The following is a 19,717-nucleotide window of genomic DNA, read 5'->3' on the forward strand; positions in this document are numbered from 1 at the left end:
GCGTTGACCATGATGAGTTCGCCTCATGCCATTGCCGGACATGATGAATTCGAGGCCACGCTGGCGCTGCCGTTCCACGCCGACGACCGCGGGCCGCGGGTGGCGCTCCTGCGGTTTTGCCGCCGCCCGGCGGCCCCCACCGGCTGCGCTGGCGGCTCGACCTGCTGCCGCGACACGATGACACGGTGGTGCGCAGCTGGCGCGGCGAGCGGCTGCTCGCCGGCGGCGAGACGGAGGTGGAGGTGCGCTGGCGGGCGAAAGTGCCGAACGGCATTTACAGGATGAAGTTAAGCGCGCGGCTGGACGATGGCACGCGAGCCGAGCAAAGCTGGCCGGTGGCGGTCGGCCCTGTCACGGCGCCCACAGCGCCCGTCGCCTCCCGCAGGCCCGCAACGCTGGCGCGGCAGCCGGCGCCTGCCCAACCTGGCGCGGCGGAAGCGGCCGGCTACGACGTCTACCTTGGCAACCTGCACAGCCAGACCAACCACAGCGACGGCGGCGGCGCGCTGGAGCAATGCCACGGCGCGCAAAACCCGCAGTCCGGCGCCTTCGGCCCCACCGACGCTTACCAATACGCCCAGCGCCACGGCCTCGATTTCCTGATGACATCCGAGCACAACCATATGTACGACGGCTCGGACCGCACCGCTGCGGATGCCGATCCCAGCGCCGCCCGCGCGCTCTACATGGAAGGGCTGGAGCAGGCGGCACGGTGGAACGCCGCACAGAACAAGCTACTGGCCCTGTACGGCCAGGAATGGGGCACCATCGCCAATGGCGGGCACATCAACATTCTGAACGCCGGCGCCCTGCTCGGCTGGGAGCGCAACGCGCAAGGCGAGCTGCTGGCCGGCGCCGAAACGCCGAAAAACGACTACGCCGCCCTCTACCGGATGATGAGCGAGCGCGGCTGGCTTGGCCAGTTCAACCACCCGGCCAAAGACCAGTTCAGCATCGCCGGCAAACCGCTGGCATGGAGCACCCAAGGCGACCGCGCCATGCTGCTGTGCGAGGTGATGAACACCAGCGCCTACTCCACCAACACCAGTGAAAGCGAAACTCGCCGCAGCAATTTCGAATCCAGCTGCAACGCGCTGCTGGAAGCCGGCTACCACGTCGCCTTCAGCAGCAATCAGGACAATCACTGCGCCAACTGGGGCGCGGCGTATTCCAACCGCACGGCCGTGTTATTGCCGCGCAACACGGCACTCACCGCAGACAACCTGATGGCGGCGCTGCAAGCCCGTCGCGTCTACGCCACGATGGACAAGCATGCGCAACTGATCTTCACCGCCAACGGCAAGATGATGGGCGAGCGCATCCGCAACAGCGGCAAGCTGACCTTGCAAATGCACTACACCAGCGGCGATGGGCGCGGCGCGGCGGCAGTCGCCTTCTTCCACGGCGTGCCCGGGCGCAATGGAAAAGTCAGCGCCGTCAGCAGCAAAACCCGGCACACGCTGACACCCTTGCCGGGAGAACATTTCTATTACGCCAGAGTTACACAAGACGACGGCAAAATTATCTGGAGCGCGCCGATCTGGGTATCGCAACAGGCGCGCTGAATCCATGCAATCGTGCGCAGCGGAAAATTTAATTCCGATAATATTTTTCTTGCTAGAAATACTGGAATCCAAGTTATTAAAACGATAAAATAGTCGCTGCACCTGATCGTGCGGCAGCGCACAATTTTGCTTGACTCCCAACTACACAAGAGTATCTTTTACCTTCCAATCCGCTACCCGACAGCCGCCGTGCAGATCCCGAAAGTTCTCCTCGTCAACGACGACCAGGCCAGCATGTATGCGCTGGAAAGCTTGCTGCTGGAGGCCGTCGACCAGCAGCTCTATGAACTGTTCACCGCCACCTCAGGCAAGGAAGCGCTGCGCCAGGTCTTGCTGCACGAATTCGCGGTGATCCTGCTCGACGTCAGCATGCCCGGCATGGACGGCTTCGAAACGGCCGAAGCCATTCACTCGCACCCGCGCTCGGCCGGCACGCCGATCATCTTTATCACCGCCCACTACGCGGACGAACTGAACCGCCTCAAGGGCTACCAGAACGGCGCGGCGGACTATCTGTTCACGCCGGTGATCCCGCAGATTTTGCAAGCCAAGGTGGCGGTCTTCGTCGAGCTGGCGGCGCGGACGCTGCAACTGCGCATCAAGAGCGAGGAACTGGCGCGGCTCAACCAGGACCTGCGCGTGCAGCGGCTGCAGGACCTGGAACGCATCAACGCCGAACTGGAACAGGAAATCAAGGAACGCAAGCACGCGGAACAGCGCGCCCACGATTTGTCCACCCGCGACGCGCTCACCAGCCTGCTGAACCGCCGCGCGCTGATGCAGCAGCTGGAGCATGCGGTGGCCAGCGCCGACCGCAGCGGCGTCGGCTTCGCGCTGCTGTTTCTCGACCTGGATAAATTCAAGGGCATCAACGACAGTTACGGCCATGAAGCCGGCGACGAGCTGCTGCGCCAGGTGGCGGCGCGCCTGAGCGCGGCGGTGCGGGTGGCCGATATCGTCGCGCGGCTGGGCGGCGATGAATTCGTCATCCTGATTGAAGGCCAGTCGGCCTCGGCCAACGCCGCGCGCGTGGGGCGCAAGATCGAGATGGCCTGCGCCCTGCCGTTCGACATCGGCGGCCAGCGGCTGAAAACCGCCGCCAGCATCGGCATCGCGCTCTATCCCGAAGACGGGGCCAACGCGCAGGCGCTGATGAAGAACGCCGATACCGCGATGTACCACGCCAAGCAGAACGACGCCTCGCCGGTGCAGTTCTTCCACGAAGAGCTGAACGTGCGCGAACGCGAACGCGAACGCTGGACGCTGGAACTGCGCAAGGCGCTGGCCGCCGGACAGCTGGAACTGCGCTACCAGCCGCAGGTCGACCTGCAAAGCGGCCGCGTGATCGGCGCCGAGGCGCTGCCGCACTGGCGTCACCCGACCCACGGCCTGCTGACGGCGGCCGAATTTCTGCCGCAGGTGCACGACCGCACGCTGCTGGACCAGGTCGACGCCTGGGTGATTGCGCAGAGCTGCGCCCAGGCCTCGCTGTGGCAAAGCCTGTGCGGCTCGCTGCCGGGCAAGCCGCTGTGCATGTGGATCAACCTGGCCACGCCGCAGCTGCATGCAGACCTGCTGCAACTGCTGCTGGCGGCGATGCGCAAGCATGGGCTGGCGCCATGCAGCATCGGCATCGAACTCAATGAGAAGCTGCTGCTGGGGCCTTCCGATCCGCTGGCGCAGCTGCTGACGCACCTGCAAAGCGCCGGCGTGCGCCTGGCGCTGGACGATTTCGGCAGCGCGCGCTCGTCGCTGGCCGCCTGCAAGCGCTGGCAGCTCAACGCGCTCAAAATCGACCGCGGCTTCGTGCACGGCATCGGCAATGACGAAGGCGGCACCGACGTCGTTGCCGCCGTGGTGCACCTGGCCAAGGCCCTGTCGATGCGCGCGGTTGCGCTGGGCGTGGACACGCGCCTGCAACTGGAAGTGCTGCGCCAACTGGGATGCCACATCTGCCAGGGCGACCTGTTTTATCCGCCGCTGCCGGCCGCCGAACTACTCGAACAAACCCGCAACCTAACCTACCTACCCTCCTGAGCAACGAGGAACAAGACATGAATAATATGACCGACATGGGCGAACAGCTGGATGCGAAGATTCTGCTGTCGACTCTGATGGCGCTGAAAAAAGGAGACTTTTCAGTGCGCATGCCTTCCGACTGGATCGGCATGGCCGGCAAGATCGCCGATACCGTCAACGACATCATCGACACCAAGGCGCGCATGGTGCGCGAAGTCACGGAGGTCAGCCGCGTGGTGGGCCGCGAGGGCCGCTTGACGCAGCGCGCCGAGATGGCCAACACCACCGGCGGCTGGGCCACCATCCTCAGCTCCGTCAATACGCTGATCGACGACCTGGTGCGCCCGACCACCGAAATGGCGCGCGTGATCGGCGCGGTGGCAAAAGGCGACCTGTCGCAAACGATGGCGCTGGAAGTGGACGGCCACCCGCTGAAGGGCCAGTACCTGCGCGCGGCGATGACCGCCAACACCATGGTGGAGCAGTTGTCGTCCTTCTCGTCCGAGGTAACGCGGGTGGCGCGCGAGGTCGGCACCGAGGGCAAGCTGGGCGGCCAGGCGCAGGTGAAAGGCGTGGCCGGCACCTGGAAGGACTTGACCGACTCGGTCAACTCGATGGCCGGCAACCTGACGTCGCAGGTGCGTAACATCGCCGAAGTGACCACCGCCGTGGCCAACGGCGACTTGTCGAAGAAAATCACGGTGGACGTGCGCGGCGAGATTCTGCAATTGAAAGACACCATCAACGTGATGGTGGACCAGTTGCGCTCCTTCGCCTCGGAGGTAACGCGGGTGGCGCGCGAAGTGGGCACCGAGGGCAAGCTGGGCGGCCAGGCCTATGTGCCGGGCGTCGGCGGCACGTGGAAGGACCTGACCGACAACGTGAACTTCATGGCGTCCAACCTGACCGGCCAGGTGCGCAACATCGCGGCGGTGACCACCGCCGTGGCCAACGGCGACCTGTCCAAGAAGATCACGGTGGACGTCAAAGGCGAGATCCTGGAGCTGAAGAACACCATCAACGTGATGGTCGACCAGCTGTCCTCCTTCGCCTCCGAGGTGACGCGCGTGGCGCGCGAGGTCGGCACGGAAGGTAAGCTGGGCGGCCAGGCGCAGGTGAAGGGCGTGGCCGGCACCTGGAAGGACTTGACCGATTCGGTCAACTCGATGGCGGGCAACCTGACGGGCCAGGTGCGTAACATCGCCGACGTGACGACCGCCGTGGCCAACGGCGACTTATCCAAGAAAATCACGGTGGACGTGAAGGGCGAGATCCTGGAACTGAAAAACACCATCAACGTGATGGTCGACCAGCTGAACTCCTTCGCCTCGGAAGTGACGCGCGTGGCGCGCGAGGTCGGCACCGAGGGCAAGCTGGGCGGCCAGGCCAACGTGCCCGGCGTCGCCGGCACCTGGAAAGACCTGACCGACGGCGTGAACTCCATGGCGGGCAACCTGACGGGCCAGGTGCGTAACATCGCCGACGTCACCACCGCCGTGGCCAACGGCGACCTGTCGAAGAAAATCACGGTGGACGTGAAAGGCGAGATTCTGGAACTGAAAAACACCATCAACGTGATGGTCGACCAGCTGTCCTCCTTCGCCTCCGAGGTGACGCGCGTGGCGCGCGAGGTGGGCACCGAGGGCAAGCTGGGCGGCCAGGCCTATGTGCCGGGCGTCGGCGGCACGTGGAAGGACCTGACCGACAACGTGAACTTCATGGCGTCCAACCTGACCGGCCAAGTGCGCAACATCGCGGCGGTGACCACCGCCGTCGCGCGTGGCGACCTGTCGAAGAAAATCACGGTGGACGTCAAGGGCGAGATTCTGGAACTGAAAGACACCATCAACGTGATGGTGGACCAGCTGTCCTCGTTCGCCTCCGAGGTAACGCGGGTGGCGCGCGAGGTGGGCACCGAGGGCAAGCTGGGCGGCCAGGCCAATGTGTCCGGCGTCGCCGGCACATGGAAGGACCTGACCGAAAACGTCAACCAGCTGGCGGCAAACCTGACCAACCAGGTGCGCGCGATCGCCGAGGTGGCGACCGCGGTGACGCGCGGCGACTTGTCACGCTCGATTCAGGTGGAGGCGCGCGGCGAGGTGTCCTACCTGAAGGACAACATCAATGAGATGATCCGCAACCTGAAGGACACCACGCTGAAGAATGCCCAGCAGGACTGGCTGAAGACCAACCTGGCCCGCTTCACCCGCCTGCTGCAAGGCCAGCGCGACCTGCAAGCGGTGACCAAGCTGATTCTGTCCGAGCTGGCGCCGCTGGTGTCGGCGCACCACGGCGTGTTCTACATGATGGACTCCGGCGACAGCGACGCGCGCCTGCGCATGATCGCCAGCTACGGCTACCGTTCCAGCCGCAAGCTGCCGACCTCCTTCCTGCCCGGCGAGGGCCTGGTGGGCCAGTGCGCGCTGGAGAAGGTGCGCATCTGGCTGACCGATGTGCCGCGCGACTACATCGTCGTTTCGTCCGGCCTGGGCGCCGCGCCGCCCACCAATATCGTGGTGCTGCCGATCCTGTTCGAGCAGCAGGTGAAGGCGGTGATCGAGATCGCCTCGCTGGACCGCTTCACCGAGACGCACCTGTCCTTCCTCGACCAGCTGATGGAATCGATCGGCGTGGTGCTGAACACCATCGAGGCGAACAGCCGTACCGAATCGCTGCTGACGCAGTCGCAGTCGCTGGCGCAGGAACTGCAACAGACCAACCAGGAGCTGGCGGAGAAGGCGCGCCTGCTGTCCGAGCAGAATATCGAGGTCGAACGCAAGAACCGCGAGGTCGAGCAGGCCAAGCTGGCGCTGGAGGAGAAAGCCACGCAGCTGGCGCTGTCGTCCAAGTACAAGTCCGAGTTCCTGGCCAATATGTCGCACGAGCTGCGCACGCCGTTGAACTCCCTGCTGATCCTGGCGCAGCAGCTGGGCGACAACCCGGACGGCAACCTGTCCGGCAAGCAGGTGGAATTCGCCAAGACCATCCACGGCTCCGGCTCCGACCTTCTGACGCTGATCAACGATATTCTGGACCTGTCGAAGATCGAATCCGGCACCGTCACGCTGGACGTCTCGGAGTACCGCTTCCAGAACCTGCGCAACTACGTCGACCGCACCTTCCGCCACATGGCCGAGGCCAAGCACCTGGGCTTCTCGGTCGAACTGAAGGACAACCTGCCGACGGCCATGATGACCGACACCACGCGCTTGCAGCAGGTGCTGAAAAACCTGCTGTCGAACGCCTTCAAGTTCACCACGCACGGCCAGGTGTCGCTGGTCATCAGCCTGGTCAGCAGCGGCTTCACCAGCGACCACCCCAACCTGCTGCATGCGGACGCGGTGCTGTCGTTTGCGGTCAGCGATACCGGCGTCGGCATCGCCTCGGACAAGCTGCAACTGATCTTCGAAGCGTTCCAGCAGGCCGACGGCTCCACCGCGCGCAAATACGGCGGCACGGGCCTGGGCCTGTCGATCTCGCGCGAGCTGGCGCGCCTGCTGGGCGGCGAGATCCGTGTCGAGTCGGTGGTCGGCAACGGCTCGACCTTCACGCTGTTCCTGCCGTATAACCGCGCCGGCTTTATCAACTTCGACACGGTCCGTGCGCCGCAGGTGCGCCTGCCGCTGCCTTCGCCGCAGGTGGTGTACACGCCGCCGGCGCACGCCGAGGTGGCGCCGGCGGAGCATGGCGGCGAGCTCGAAGCGGAACTGGACGAATTTAGCGGCAGCGACGACCGCGGGCTGGTGGCGCCCGGCGATCCTTCGGTGCTGATCATCGAGGACGACGAGCGCTTCTCGCAGGTGGTGCTGGGTTTTGCGCGCGAAAAGAACTTCAAGGGCATCGTCACCATGCAGGGCGATTCGGCATTGAGCCTGGCCCGTGATTACCTGCCGTCGGCCATTCTGCTGGACCTCGACCTGCCGGACATCGACGGCTTCACGGTGCTGGACCGCCTGAAACGCGATCCGAGCACGCGGCATATTCCGGTGCATGTGATGTCGTCGCTGCGCGAGCGCGAACGCGCGCTACGGCTGGGCGCCATCTCCTATCTGAATAAGCCGGTCAGCAAGGAGGACTTGCAGGAGGAGTTTGCGCGCATTCAGAAGTTCCTGCTGGGCGGGAAGCGCAGCCTGCTGGTGGTGGACGACGAGGCGGCGCAGCGCGAGTCGATCATTGCGCTGATCGGCGATGCGGATATTCATATTGTAGCGGTCGATACCGGCCAGGCGGCGCTGAACGCCCTGCGCGAGCAGCGCTTCGACTGCATGGTGCTGGACTTGACGCTGCCCGACATCAGCGGCTTCGACCTGCTGGACATCATCGGCAAGGACGAGTCCCTGCGCGACCTGCCGGTGGTCATCAACACCGCCAAGGACCTGGACCGCAAGGAGGTGGCAAAGCTGAAGCGCTACGCCAAGACCATCGTCATCAAGGACGCGCGTTCGCCCGAGCGGCTGCTGGACGAGACGGCGCTGTTCCTGCATCGCTCGCAGGCCAGCCTGCCGGAGGCGCAGCGGCGCATGCTGGAGGAAATCCATGCGGCCGAAGGCGGCCTGGCGGGACGCAAGGTGCTGATCGTCGACGATGACTTGCGCAACATCTTCGCGCTGTCGTCGCTGCTGGAGCGGCAGCAGATGCATGTGTCGTTCGCGGAGAACGGGCGCGATGGCATCGAGGTGCTGGAGCGCGATCCGTCCATCGAAATCGTCCTGATGGACATCATGATGCCGGAGATGGACGGCTACGACACGATGCGCGCGATCCGCCGCATCCCCAAATTCAAGTCGCTGCCGATTATCACGCTGACGGCGAAAGCCATGAAGGGCGACCGTGACAAGTGCATCGCCGCCGGCGCCTCGGACTACATCACCAAGCCGGTGGACGTGGCGCAGCTGCTGTCGCTGATGCGCGTGTGGCTGCACTGATGCCATCGCTGTTCGCATCCCTCAAGGCAGCCCTGCGGCCCGGCGTCATGCCGGCCGCGCCGCCACCCGGCGCGCCGCGGACCGTGGCCGGCGGCGCCCCGCTGCCTCCGGCATCCTCCGACAAGGTCGAGGAACTGGAACTGGAGCTGCTGCTGGAAGCGCTGTTCCAATGCCACGGCTACGACTTCCGCGGCTATCAGCGCGCCGTCGTCATGCGCAAGGTCCGCACCCTGCGCGCGCAATGCGGGCTGCTCACCATCTCCGCGCTGCAATCGCACATCCTGCACAACGAGGAGGCCTGCAACGCATTGTTGCGCGCCCTGCACGTGGCGCCGGCGCACATGTTCGACGACGCGCTGGAAGCCTCGATGCTGCGCCTTTCGCTGGGCGCCAGCCTGCACGGCGTCGCCCTGCCGCGCGTCTGGCTGGCCGACTGCGCCGGCGCGCAGCAGGCCTGGACGCTGGCCATCCTGCTCGACCAGGAACAACTGGCGTCGCGCACCGAAATCTACGCGACCGTCAACAACGACGCCACGCTGGCCGACATCCGCCAGGCCAGCCTGCCGATGTCGCAGCTCAGCGAGCTGCAGCTGAACTACGTTCGCAGCGGCGGCGCCGGCAAGCTGGCAGACTACTTTCAGGTCAGCGCGGACGGCCAGCGCGCGACGCTCAAGCCGCAACTGGCCAGCCGCATCACCTGGGCACAATACAACCTGGTGACCGACGCTTCATTCAACGAATTCCACATGATCCTCGGCCAGCGCGCCCTGCCCGACTTCGGCACCGCGCTGCGCCAGCGGGTGCAACAACTGTTCAACGACAGCCTGGCGCCATTCGGCGTGCTGGCTCTGGACCGCGAACTGGACGCCCACGATCCGCTGGCCCGCGCCTATAAACCCATCCTGCCGCACCAGGCCTGGTACAAGCGCATCGCCTAACCGAGCGCCGAAGCGCTGGGCCGCGCGGCGATGCGGTCGCGCCAGGCCTGCAGATGCGGCATGCCTTCCTGCCCCGGCCGGAAGCGCATCAAGCCACGCGCAAACTCCAGCGCGCAAAAAGCCGTGATGTCGGCAATCGTAAACCGCTGGCCGGCGACGAAAGGCTGCGCCGCCAGCACCTGGTCCAGCCAGCGCGCCGTATCGCGCATCTTCTCGCCCTGCGCCGCGCCGTAGTCGGGGAACTGCGGCTGCTCCAGCGCCGCCAGGCCCGGATGCGTATGGCGCACGGAGTTGGCAATGCCAAGGAACAGGTGCAGCTCCACGCGGCGATCGGTCATTTCGATGAAAGCGCGTTCGTCGTAGCCCTCGCCCATCAGGTTGGGCTCCGGCGCATGGCCCTCCAGCCACGAACAGATGGCGCGCGTTTCGCACAGGATGCGGCCATCGTCCAGCTCCAGCGCCGGCACGCGGCCAAAGGGATTGCGCGCCAGGTATTCGGCGCTGCGGTGCTGGCCGGCGCCAAGGTCAACCTGCACCTGCCCGATGCCTTCGATGCCCTTTTCGGCGATGAACATGGCAACACGGCGCGGATTGGGCGCGCGCTCGGAGGTATAGAGCTTCATCGCGACTGCCCCGTTTCCAGCATCGTGCGCACGGTGGAGGGATCGGTACGCCCGGCGCGCGGCGGCAGAATGATCCCGCGTTGCACCGCCGGCCGCACCGCTATCGCCGCCAGCCAGCGCTGCACATGCGGCAGGTCGTCCACCGTCACGCCGGACCAGTCGTGCGTATGCACCCACGCCCAGTTGGCGATGTCGGCGATCGAATAGTCGCCGGCCAGGTACTCGTTATCGGCCAGGTGCGCGTCCAGCACGCGGAACAGGCGCTTGCTCTCGCCCTGATAGCGGTCGATGGCGGGCTGGATCTTCTCCGGGAAGTAGCGGTGGAACACATTGGCCTGTCCCATCATCGGCCCGATGCCGCCCATCTGGAACATCAGCCATTGCAGCACCCGCGAACGGCCCTTGGCATCGGACGGCATCAACTCGCCGGTTTTCTCGGCCAGGTAGATCAGGATGGCGCCGGACTCGAACACCGCAAAGTTGTCCTCAGACCGGTCGACAATGGCCGGAATGCGGCCATTCGGATTGATCGCCACAAACCAGGGCTGTTTCTGCTCGCCGGCCTGCAAGTCCAGCGCGTGCAGCGTATAAACCAGCTCCAGCTCCTCCAGCATGATGGAAACCTTGTGGCCGTTGGGTGTGGCGGCCGTGTATAAATCGATCATGTCTCTGCCTTTTCCTTGAATGTGGGCGTGGCCAGATCATAATCCTATTTGGGATTTGACAGCGCCCACGGTTCGCCGTAGATTGCTTGCTTGCCCAAAAGGCCACCCTCTTTTCTAAGGAAGAACATGCAACGCAGTCTGATTTCGCTCGCCGTCATGGCGCTGTTAGGATTGTCCGCCGGCGCCCCTACCCTGGTTGCCGCCGCTCCCGCCGCCAAAGCCGCGCAGGTCACCACCCAGCTCCCGCGCAACGCCGTGCCGACCCATTACGCGGTGTCGCTGACGCCGGACGCGGCCAACAGCAGCTTCAGCGCCAGCGTCACCATCGCGCTCGACGTCAAGCAAGCCAGCAGCAGCCTGACCTTGCAGGCGGCCGACCTGAAATTCAGCGCCGCCGCCATCAGCGCCGGCCCGGGCAAGGCGCCGCAGCAGGCCAGCCGGATCGACGTCGATGCGGAAAAACAGACTGCCACCTTCCACTTCGCACAGCCGCTCAAGCCGGGCAGCTACCAGCTCAAGCTGGACTACACCGGCATCATCGGCACCCAGGCCTCGGGCCTGTTCTCGCTGGACTACGACAACGGCGGCGTGAAGAAACGCGCGCTGTACACGCAATTTGAAAACTCCGATGCGCGCCGCGTGATCCCGTCGTGGGACGAGCCGTTCTACAAGGCCACCTTCGCGCTGGAAGCCACCATCCCGGCCGGCCAGATGGCCGTGTCCAACATGCCGGTGACCTCCACCACCAGGCTGGCGGACGGCCGCGAACTGGTGCGCTTCGCCACCTCGCCGAAAATGTCGACCTACCTGCTGTTCTTCGGCCTGGGCGAGTTCGAACGCGCCACCGCCGTGCAGGACGGCGTGGAACTCGGCGTCATCACGCAAAAGGTTCGCTGGGCCAGGCCCAGTTTGCGCTGGATTCGTCGCGCGATGTGCTGAAAGAGTACAACGACTACTTCGGCGTCAAGTTCCCGCTGCCTAAGCTGGACAACATCGCCGCGCCGGGCCGCAGCCAGTTCTTCAGCGCGATGGAAAACTGGGGCGCCATCTTCACCTTTGAAAACTCGATCCTGCTGGACCCGCGCGTGGCCACGCAGTCGGACAAGGAAGTCTCGTTCCTGGTGGCCGCGCACGAAATCGCCCACCAGTGGTTTGGCGACCTGGTCACCATGGCATGGTGGGACGACCTGTGGCTGAACGAAGGCTTCGCCTCGTGGATGGAATCGCGCACCACCAACCGCCTGCATCCGGAGTGGAACTGGGGCCTGCGCGCGGTCGACACGCGTGAAGGCGCGATGAGCCGCGACGCGCTGTCCACCACCCACCCTGTCGTGCAGCGCATCGCCACCGTCGAACAGGCCAGCCAGGCGTTCGACAGCATCACCTACAGCAAGGGCGAGGCGGTGATCCGCATGCTGGAAAGCTATGTGGGCGAAGACGCCTGGCGCACCGGCGTGCGCAGCTACATGGCCAGGCACGCGTACGGCAACACGGTGTCCGACGATCTGTGGCGCGAAATCGAACAGGCCGCGCACAAGCCGATCACCGCGATCGCGCACGACTTCACGCTGCAACCGGGCGTGCCGATGATCCGCGTTGCGGACGCGGTGTGCAAGAACGGCAAAACCACCGTCCAGCTGACGCAAGGTGAATTCAGTATCGACCAGGAAAACAAGAAGCCTTTGAGCTGGCGCGTGCCGGTCATCGCGCAAACGGTCGGCGGGACCGCCGTGCGCACGCTGGTCAGCGGCGGCAAGGCCAGCGTGACGCTGCCCGGCTGCGGCGCGGTGCTGGTCAACGCCGGCCAGAGCGGCTACTACCGCACGCTGTACGCGCCGAAGGCGTTCGCTACGCTGGCCGCCGATTTCGCCCGGATGCCGACCATCGATCAACTGGGCCTGCTGGCCGACAGCTGGGCGCTGGGCATGGCCGGCAAGATGCCGGCGTCGAGCTTCCTCGACCTGGCCAGCAACGCGCCGGCCGACGCCGCGCCGGAAGTCTGGCAACGCATTGCCGGCGTGCTGGCCGGCCTGCACAACAGCTACGAAGGCAAGCCGGAACAGCGCGCGGCGCTGGACCGCTTCGCGCGCGCACGCCTGGCGCCGGTGTTTGCCCGCGTCGGCTGGAGCGCGGCCAAGGACGAAGCCGCGCCAGTGGCCAACCTGCGCGAGACGCTGATCCGCGCGCTCGGTGAAGTCGGCGACGAGGCGGTCATCGCCGAAGCGCGCCGCCGCTACGCCGCCGCGGCCACTGACAAGGATGCGATGCCGGCCGCGCTGCGCCGCCCTATCCTGGGCGTGATCGCGTCCAACGCCGACGCGGCGACCTGGGAGCAGTTGCGCGCCGCCGCCAAGGCCGAGCAATCGAGCATGATCAAGGCCGAGCTGTACGACCTGCTGGGCGCCGCCGACGACAAGGCGCTGGCGCAACGCGCGCTGGACCTGGCGCTGACCGACGAACCCGGCGCCACCGCCGGCGCGTCGATCATCAGCCACGTGGCGGGCGGCCATCCGGACCTCGCGTTCGACTTCGCACTGGCCAACCGCGAAAAGGTCGACAAGATCGTCGATGGCGCCTCGCGCAGCCGCTACTTCCCGGGACTGGGCGGGCGCTCGGCCGATCCGGCCATGATCGGCAAGCTGCGGGAGTACGCCAAACAGTACCTGCCGGCCGACGCGCAGGGCGATACCAGGACGGCCATCGCCTCCATCGAGACTCGCATCAAGGTGCGCGCGCAACGCCTGCCGCAAATCGACGCGTGGCTGAAGCAGCACGGCGCGTAGGCAAAAAAACCAGCATCATCGTGAGATGGTGCTGGTTACAAAACGCTCGAGAGCGTGGGGATGTCCGCTGGTCCGCCGGCTGTCGTGCCGGCTGGACGAAATTTGTGCCGGGCTTGAACGGTCCGGCAACCGGGCGCTGGGCTTAGCCTCGCGCTATGGGTTCTACTTTGCCATCGAACCGCGCGGACAGGCTTAGGACTTCATTAAGGTAAAACTTAAGGGGTTTTAAGCAAGAAGAGGTGGTGCCGGTGTTTCAGGCCACCGGCCAGCCTGCTGAGCTATGCTCCCTGAACGTCCGCGCCATCTTGGGCGCGGGGCCAACTGGAGCACGCTGTCGCCAGCGGATGCAATAATATTTGGACAATATGACGGCTAAATGACGCACACGAACTTTATACGCTTAATGTTTGCGGCGGTTTGCACACTGAGCGCTTGCTCGCAGGTGCCGACTGCCGACGCCCCGCCAGCGCCGGCAGCGGCGCCGGCGGCAACGCCCGTGGAAGCGACGCAAGCCGCCGATGCCGGACCGTTGCTGACCATCGACAGCAGCCAGTCGCTGATCGCCGTCACCGTGCGCCGTGGCGGCGTGCTGGCGCGCCTCGGCCACGATCACGTCGTGGCCAGCCACGCCATCAGCGGCACGGTTGCGCCGGCCCGCAACACCGCCGATTTCACGTTCCGCCTCGACGAGATGAAAGTCGACGAAGCAGACCTGCGCCAGATCGCCGGCCTGGCGAAGCAGCCATCGGCGGACGCCATCGAAGGCACGCGCTACAACATGCTGAACAAGGTGCTGGACGCCGGGCGCTATCCGCTGGTGCGCGTGCATGCAGAGCGCAGCGCCAGCGGTCAGCCGCTGCAAGTGGCGATCACGCTGCACGGCGTCACGCGCACACTGGCGATCCCGGTCGAGCTGCGCGAGGAACGAGGCGTCATCAACGTCAAAGGCACGGTCAACCTGAAGCAGACGGATTTCGGCCTTACGCCGTTTTCCGTCATGGCCGGCGCCATGGCGGTGCAGGACGAGATGGAACTGCGCTTCGACCTGACGGCCAGATAAAAAAAGCCCGCAGCAAAGGGCGCGGGCCAAAGGTTTCAAATCGGGAGAGACTTGAAAGAGCAAAGACAGTATCCCAGCCGCGCATGACGACATGATGACATCGCGCCCTCCCGCTTAAATTTTTTTAACGCGCGACCATCAGGCGCAGTCCCAGGCCAACGAAGATCACCCCGGCCACGCGGTCCATCCACTTGCCGGCGCTCGGGGTGCGGTTGATCCACGCGCCCACCGCGCCGGAAAAATAGCCCAGCAAGCCAAACAGCACCACCGCCTGCAATGTGAACAGCAAGCCCAGTTGCGCGGTCTGCCACGCGGCGTCGCCACGCTCGGCCACCACGAACTGCGGCAGGAAGGACAGGAAGAACAACACCACCTTCGGGTTGATCATGTTGGCGAACAGCCCCTTGGCGAACAATTTGCGCAGGCTTTCATCCGGCAAGCCCCCGCCCTCCACGCGCGCGCCGCCACGGCTGCGCAAGGCGCCGATGCCCAGCCAGATCAGATACGCGCCGCCCAGCAGCTTCAACGCGCCAAACGCCAGCGGCGAGGCCTTGATCAATGCGCCCACGCCAAATGCGGCCAGCAGCGTATGACTCAGGCAGCCCAGCGCGCAGCCCAGGCCGAATATCATCCCCTGGCGGCGGCCGCGCGACATGCCGACGCTGAGCACCATCAGGTTGTCCGGTCCCGGCGACACGGTGATCAGCAGCGCGGCGCTGAGGAATCCTATGAACTGTTCTGGCGAAATTAGCAAGATGGTCTTCCTGATATACAAAGCCGCCATCATACCAAACAGTTAATTTCTCGTTTAAAATGGCATAACACCTTTTACCTCCAGCCGGCGCACGGAATACGAATGAGCAAAGCGAGCAAGACCCACAGCCTGATCGCCCTCCTGCGCCACTACGCCGTGCTACTTTTGCTGGTCTTGTGCGTTCCCGCCAGCGCCGCACCCATCTCGCTCACCAGCGCCAGCATCGATCTGGCCAAAGCCGGCCGGCTGTATGCCGACAACGGCGAACCATATCCGGTCGATGCCGCCGGCCTGCCGGCCATGCTGGCGCAGCTCAAGCCGGCGTCCAGCGTCAACCTGCTGGGCGGCAGCTACTGGCTATACGCGGAACTGAGCAACGACAGCCGCCTGCCGCACTGGGTCATCGATCCGAACGACACGCTGATCGACATGGTCGACATCCAGATCTACGGCGCGGATGGCAGCATCCGCCAGCTGCTGACCGGCTATCGCCAGCCGCATTCCTATATGCTCCATTACGGCAAGGACCTCGACCTGCAACCGGGCCAGCGCTACCAGGTGCTGATCCGCTTTTCCAGTCCCTATTACGCGCGCACGCCGGTGTTCTCGGTGCTGCCGCGCGCCGACTACCAGCAGCTGGTGGCCAGGGAGAATGTGCTGATCATCGGCTCCGTGGGCGCGCTGCTGGCGCTCACGGTGTTCAACTTCTTCATCTATTCGATCACGCGCGACCGCTCCTCGCTGTACTACTCGATGTATGTGCTGTGCTACGCCATCGCCTGGGGCATGACCTTCCACATGTCGGCCGACCTGTTCGGCTGGCACAACCTGCACTGGCACTACGTGCCCTTCTTCCTGCTGCCGGTGCTCAGCACCCTGTTCTACACCACCTTCCTGCGGCTGAAGGAAACCGCGCCGCGCCTGTATGCGCTGAGCCGCATCAACATCGTGCTGCCGCTGGCGACGCTGCCGAGCTGCTTCCTGGCGCTCAGCTACGCGCACACCATCGCCACCGTGGTCATCACCATCTGGATGACGATGGCGCTGGCCACCGGCATCATCGTCTGGCGCAGCGGCTACTATCCGGCGCGCTTCTTCGTGCTGGGCTTCGTGGCGCTGATGATACCGGGCCTGCTGATCCTGCCGGCCAACGTCGGCCTGATTCCGGCGCTGGTCAGCAACGCGCAGCTGTTCACGCTTCTCGGCGGCACGCTGGACGGCGTGCTGCTGGCGTTCGCGCTGGCCGACCAGATTCGCCTGCTGCGCAACAACCTGGAACAGCGCGTCAACGAACGCACGCTGGAACTGACCGAAGCCAAGGAACACGCGGAAGTGGTCAGCCGCCACCGCATCGACTTCCTGTCGGCGATGAGCCACGACATCCGCACGCCACTGGCCGGCGTGATCGGCATGATCAAATTCGCCATGCGCGACCAGTCCGTGCGCGGCAGGACCGAGGAATACCTGCGCATCGGCCTGCAGAACAGCGAGTCGCTGCTGGCCATCCTCAACGACATCCTCGATTTTTCCAAGATCGACGCCGGCCGCCTGTCGATAGAAACCGTGGACTTCGACCTGATCGCGCTGATCGACGACGCCATCGGCATCCTGCAAGGCCAGGCCGACGCCAAAAGCCTGCTGCTGCGCAGCGACCTGGCGCTGGACCTGCCGCGCTACGTGCGCGGCGATCCGACGCGCCTGCGCCAGATCCTGCTTAACCTGCTGGGCAACGCCATCAAGTTCACCGACCGCGGCGAAGTGCGGCTCGACGCCTCGGCCCTGCTGACCGCCGACGGCCGCACCGCTGTCAGCTTCGACGTCAGCGACACCGGCCCGGGCATCCCAGCCGAAACGCTGCCCCGCCTGTTCCAGAAGTTCGAGCAGGCCGACCACTCGACCACGCGCCGCTACGGCGGCACCGGCCTTGGCCTGGCCATCTGCAAGGAACTGGTACAGCTAATGGGCGGCTCGATTGCGGCCGAGAGCCGGGTCGGCGCCGGCTCCACCTTCAGCTTCACGCTGCCGCTGGAGCTTGGCGCGGCGCCGGCCGTCGCCGCCACCGCGCCGCGCAAGGAACACCACAGCTACCGCCTGCGCGTGCTGTGCGCGGAGGATGTGCGCACCAACCAGATCATCGTCAGCACGCTGCTGGAAGGCATGGGCCACGACATCCGCATCGTTGAAAACGGCCTGCAGGCGCTGCACGCGCTGAGCACCGCCGCCTACGACCTGGTGCTGATGGACGGCCGCATGCCGATGATGGACGGCGAGCAGGCCGCGCGCCTGATCCGCGCCGGCGGCAGCGAGGACTATCGCGTGCTCGATCCGGCGATCCCGATCATCGCGCTGACCGCCAACGCCAGCGACCATGACCGCGCGCGCTACCTGGCGGCCGGCATGGACGGCTTCCTCAGCAAGCCGGTGGATGAACGCCTGCTGTACGACCAGGTGGAAAATGTCATCGCCCAGCACCTGAGCCGCGGCCGCACACTGCGCCCGACCGATGGCGAGCGGCTGGCGGCGCAGCGGGTGGAGTCGCTGGACGAGCAGTTCGGCGTGACGCCCGATGCCCGGCCCGACACGGTGCGCATCATGCCGCTGGCCGGCCTGTCGCACAAGCACATACAGCGCATCACGCAAGCCTTCCTCGACGAGGCGCCGCGCCGGCTGGAGACGGCGCGCGCGGCGGTCGTCGCCGGCAACAGCCACGCGGCGGCGGCGGCCATCCACGCGCTGAAAGGCAGCGCCGGCTACCTCAACTCGACCCACCTGCACGCGCTGTGCCAGGAAATGGAAAGCGCCGCCAACGCCGGCGACCTGGTGGACGTGATCGACATGCTGCCCGACGTCGAGGCGGCGCTGGACAAGGCCTGCGCCGACTTGCGCGCCGGCGCAGCGGCGGCGTAAGCAAAGTTTGGCGTTTTCCGCGACAATGGCAAGCTCAGTATCCATTGCACCGGACTTTATATGACCCACCCAGATAGCGCGCTGGAAGCGCGCGACGGCCTGCCGCCGGAGGCGCGCCGGATCGCCATGCTGTCGGTCGCCATCGGCGTCGGCATGGCCTCGCTCGATACCGCCATCGCCAACACCGCCCTTCCCGCCATCGCCGACCAGTTGCACACCACGCCGGCCGCCTCTGTCTGGATCGTCAATATTTATCAACTGGCCATGGTCGCCACGCTGCTGCCGTTCGCCGCGCTGGGCGAAATCATCGGCTACCGGCGCGTGTGCATCTTCGGCCTGGCGCTGTTCACCGCCGCCTCGCTGGCCTGCGCGCTGGCCTGGTCGCTGCCGTCGCTGGTGGCGGCGCGCCTGCTGCAAGGCGTCGGCGGCGCCGCCATGATGGGCGTGAACACCGCCATGATACGCACCATCTTCCCGGCCCGGCTGCACGGCCAGGGCTTCGGCCTCAATTCGCTGGTGGTGGCGGTCGCCTTCGCGGTCGGTCCCACCGCCGCCTCGCTGATCCTGGCCGTGGCGTCGTGGGAGTGGCTGTTCGCCATCAACGTGCCGCTGGGCGTGGGCGCCGTGCTGCTGGCGCGCCGCGCGCTGCCGCACAATCCGCGCGCCAGCCACAAAATCGACGCCGCCACCGCCATCCTCAACGTGCTGGCCTTCGGCATGCTGATCCTGACCTTCGGCGACGCCGCCCACCAGGAGAGCTGGCGCCGGCTACTGCCGGAGCTGGCCGCCACGGCGCTGCTGTTCGCGCTGCTGCTGCGCCGCCAGGCCGGCCACGCGGCGCCGATGCTGCCGGTGGACCTGTTCAAGCGGCCGTTGTTCGCGCTGTCGTCGCTGACCGCCGTGTGCACCTTCGCCACGCAGGGCCTTGCGTTCGTCTCGCTGCCGTTCTATTTCGAGCACACGCTGGGACGCTCGCCGGTGGAAACCGGCTTCCTGATGACGCCATGGGCGGTGCTGGTGGCGGTGATGGCGCCGATCGCCGGCAAGCTCAGTGACCGCTACCCGCCCGGCGCGCTGGGCGGCATCGGCCTGGCGCTGCTGTCATCCGGCATGGTGTCGCTGCTGATGCTGCCGGACCAGCCGACCGCGTTCGACATCGGCTGGCGCATGGCGTGGTGCGGCATCGGCTTTGGCTTCTTCCAGGCGCCCAACCTGAAAGCCATCATGGGCAGCGCGCCGCCATCGCGTGCCGGCGGCGCCAGCGGCGTGGTGGCCACCTCGCGCCTGATCGGCCAGGCCACCGGCGCGGCGCTGGTGGCCTACTGCTTCACCGTGTCGGCCACGCGCGGCACCTCGTATGCGCTGATGCTGGGCGCGGCGTTTGCCGGCGTGGCGTGCATCGCCAGTTTCTCGCGCCTGATCGTCTCGCAGCAAGTGTGAGCCGCGCTAGCGCGGACGCTGGTACACTCCCCGCTAAC

The 19,717-nt window shown here is 65.8% G+C and carries 12 protein-coding genes; 9 read left to right on the top strand and 3 right to left on the bottom strand.

Translation table 11 applies throughout. From position 1 onward, the window contains the following. Positions 1-116: 116 nt before the first annotated feature. From ACRQ5J_RS17965 to ACRQ5J_RS17980, 4 genes are all read left to right on the top strand, one after another. Positions 117-1,565: a CehA/McbA family metallohydrolase gene (locus ACRQ5J_RS17965; RefSeq protein WP_432378559.1), complete on the top strand. Its 1,449-nt coding sequence runs from the start codon at positions 117-119 to the stop codon at positions 1,563-1,565. 189 nt (positions 1,566-1,754) lie between these two features. Continuing rightward, entirely contained in the window at positions 1,755-3,602 is a 1,848-nt protein-coding gene (locus tag ACRQ5J_RS17970) for a putative bifunctional diguanylate cyclase/phosphodiesterase (protein ID WP_432378562.1), read from the top strand. A gap of 17 nt (positions 3,603-3,619) precedes the next feature. Then, positions 3,620-8,509 (top strand): HAMP domain-containing protein, encoded by a 4,890-nt coding sequence (locus tag ACRQ5J_RS17975; protein ID WP_432378564.1) that lies wholly within the window; start codon positions 3,620-3,622, stop codon positions 8,507-8,509. Beyond that, the gene (locus tag ACRQ5J_RS17980; protein ID WP_432378566.1) at positions 8,497-9,447 is read left to right on the top strand and encodes a CheR family methyltransferase; all 951 of its coding nucleotides are present in this window, start codon (positions 8,497-8,499) and stop codon (positions 9,445-9,447) included. Before ACRQ5J_RS17975 ends, ACRQ5J_RS17980 begins: the two co-directional genes overlap by 13 nt. Here the strand turns inward: ACRQ5J_RS17980 and ACRQ5J_RS17985 are convergent. Both ACRQ5J_RS17985 and ACRQ5J_RS17990 read right to left on the bottom strand, forming a co-directional pair. Further along, a complete protein-coding gene (locus tag ACRQ5J_RS17985; protein WP_432378568.1) occupies positions 9,444-10,070 on the bottom strand; it encodes a glutathione S-transferase family protein in 627 nt (208 codons plus the stop codon). The two genes, ACRQ5J_RS17980 and ACRQ5J_RS17985, sit on opposite strands and share 4 nt — an antisense overlap. Next, positions 10,067-10,735 (bottom strand): glutathione S-transferase family protein, encoded by a 669-nt coding sequence (locus ACRQ5J_RS17990; protein WP_432378570.1) that lies wholly within the window; start codon positions 10,733-10,735, stop codon positions 10,067-10,069. The genes ACRQ5J_RS17985 and ACRQ5J_RS17990 overlap by 4 nt, the downstream gene beginning before the upstream one ends. A 126-nt stretch (positions 10,736-10,861) precedes the next feature. Between ACRQ5J_RS17990 and ACRQ5J_RS17995 the strand changes: the two genes are divergently transcribed. The 3 genes from ACRQ5J_RS17995 (at position 10,862) to ACRQ5J_RS18005 (ending at position 14,578) form a co-directional block, all read left to right on the top strand. Beyond that, positions 10,862-11,674 (top strand): hypothetical protein, encoded by an 813-nt coding sequence (locus ACRQ5J_RS17995; RefSeq protein ID WP_432378572.1) that lies wholly within the window; start codon positions 10,862-10,864, stop codon positions 11,672-11,674. Next, entirely contained in the window at positions 11,668-13,518 is a 1,851-nt protein-coding gene (locus ACRQ5J_RS18000) for a M1 family metallopeptidase (RefSeq protein WP_432378574.1), read from the top strand. Before ACRQ5J_RS17995 ends, ACRQ5J_RS18000 begins: the two co-directional genes overlap by 7 nt. A 496-nt stretch (positions 13,519-14,014) precedes the next feature. Next, positions 14,015-14,578, top strand: a complete 564-nt coding sequence (locus ACRQ5J_RS18005) for a YceI family protein (protein ID WP_432378576.1) — start codon at positions 14,015-14,017, stop codon at positions 14,576-14,578. 124 nt (positions 14,579-14,702) lie between these two features. Here the strand turns inward: ACRQ5J_RS18005 and ACRQ5J_RS18010 are convergent, their stop codons facing one another. Beyond that, positions 14,703-15,332: a LysE family translocator gene (locus tag ACRQ5J_RS18010; RefSeq protein ID WP_432378578.1), complete on the bottom strand. Its 630-nt coding sequence runs from the start codon at positions 15,330-15,332 to the stop codon at positions 14,703-14,705. Positions 15,333-15,434: 102 nt separating this feature from the next. Here ACRQ5J_RS18010 and ACRQ5J_RS18015 point away from each other — a divergent pair, with 102 nt between their 5' ends. Together ACRQ5J_RS18015 and ACRQ5J_RS18020 are read left to right on the top strand one after the other, a co-directional pair. After that, positions 15,435-18,239, top strand: a complete 2,805-nt coding sequence (locus ACRQ5J_RS18015) for an ATP-binding protein (protein WP_432378580.1) — start codon at positions 15,435-15,437, stop codon at positions 18,237-18,239. Positions 18,240-18,299: 60 nt separating this feature from the next. After that, positions 18,300-19,679, top strand: a complete 1,380-nt coding sequence (locus tag ACRQ5J_RS18020) for an MFS transporter (protein ID WP_432378582.1) — start codon at positions 18,300-18,302, stop codon at positions 19,677-19,679. Positions 19,680-19,717 lie beyond the last annotated feature (38 nt).

It is taken from the genome of Duganella sp. P38, from assembly GCF_050859475.1.
Taxonomy (GTDB): domain Bacteria; phylum Pseudomonadota; class Gammaproteobacteria; order Burkholderiales; family Burkholderiaceae_D; genus Rugamonas.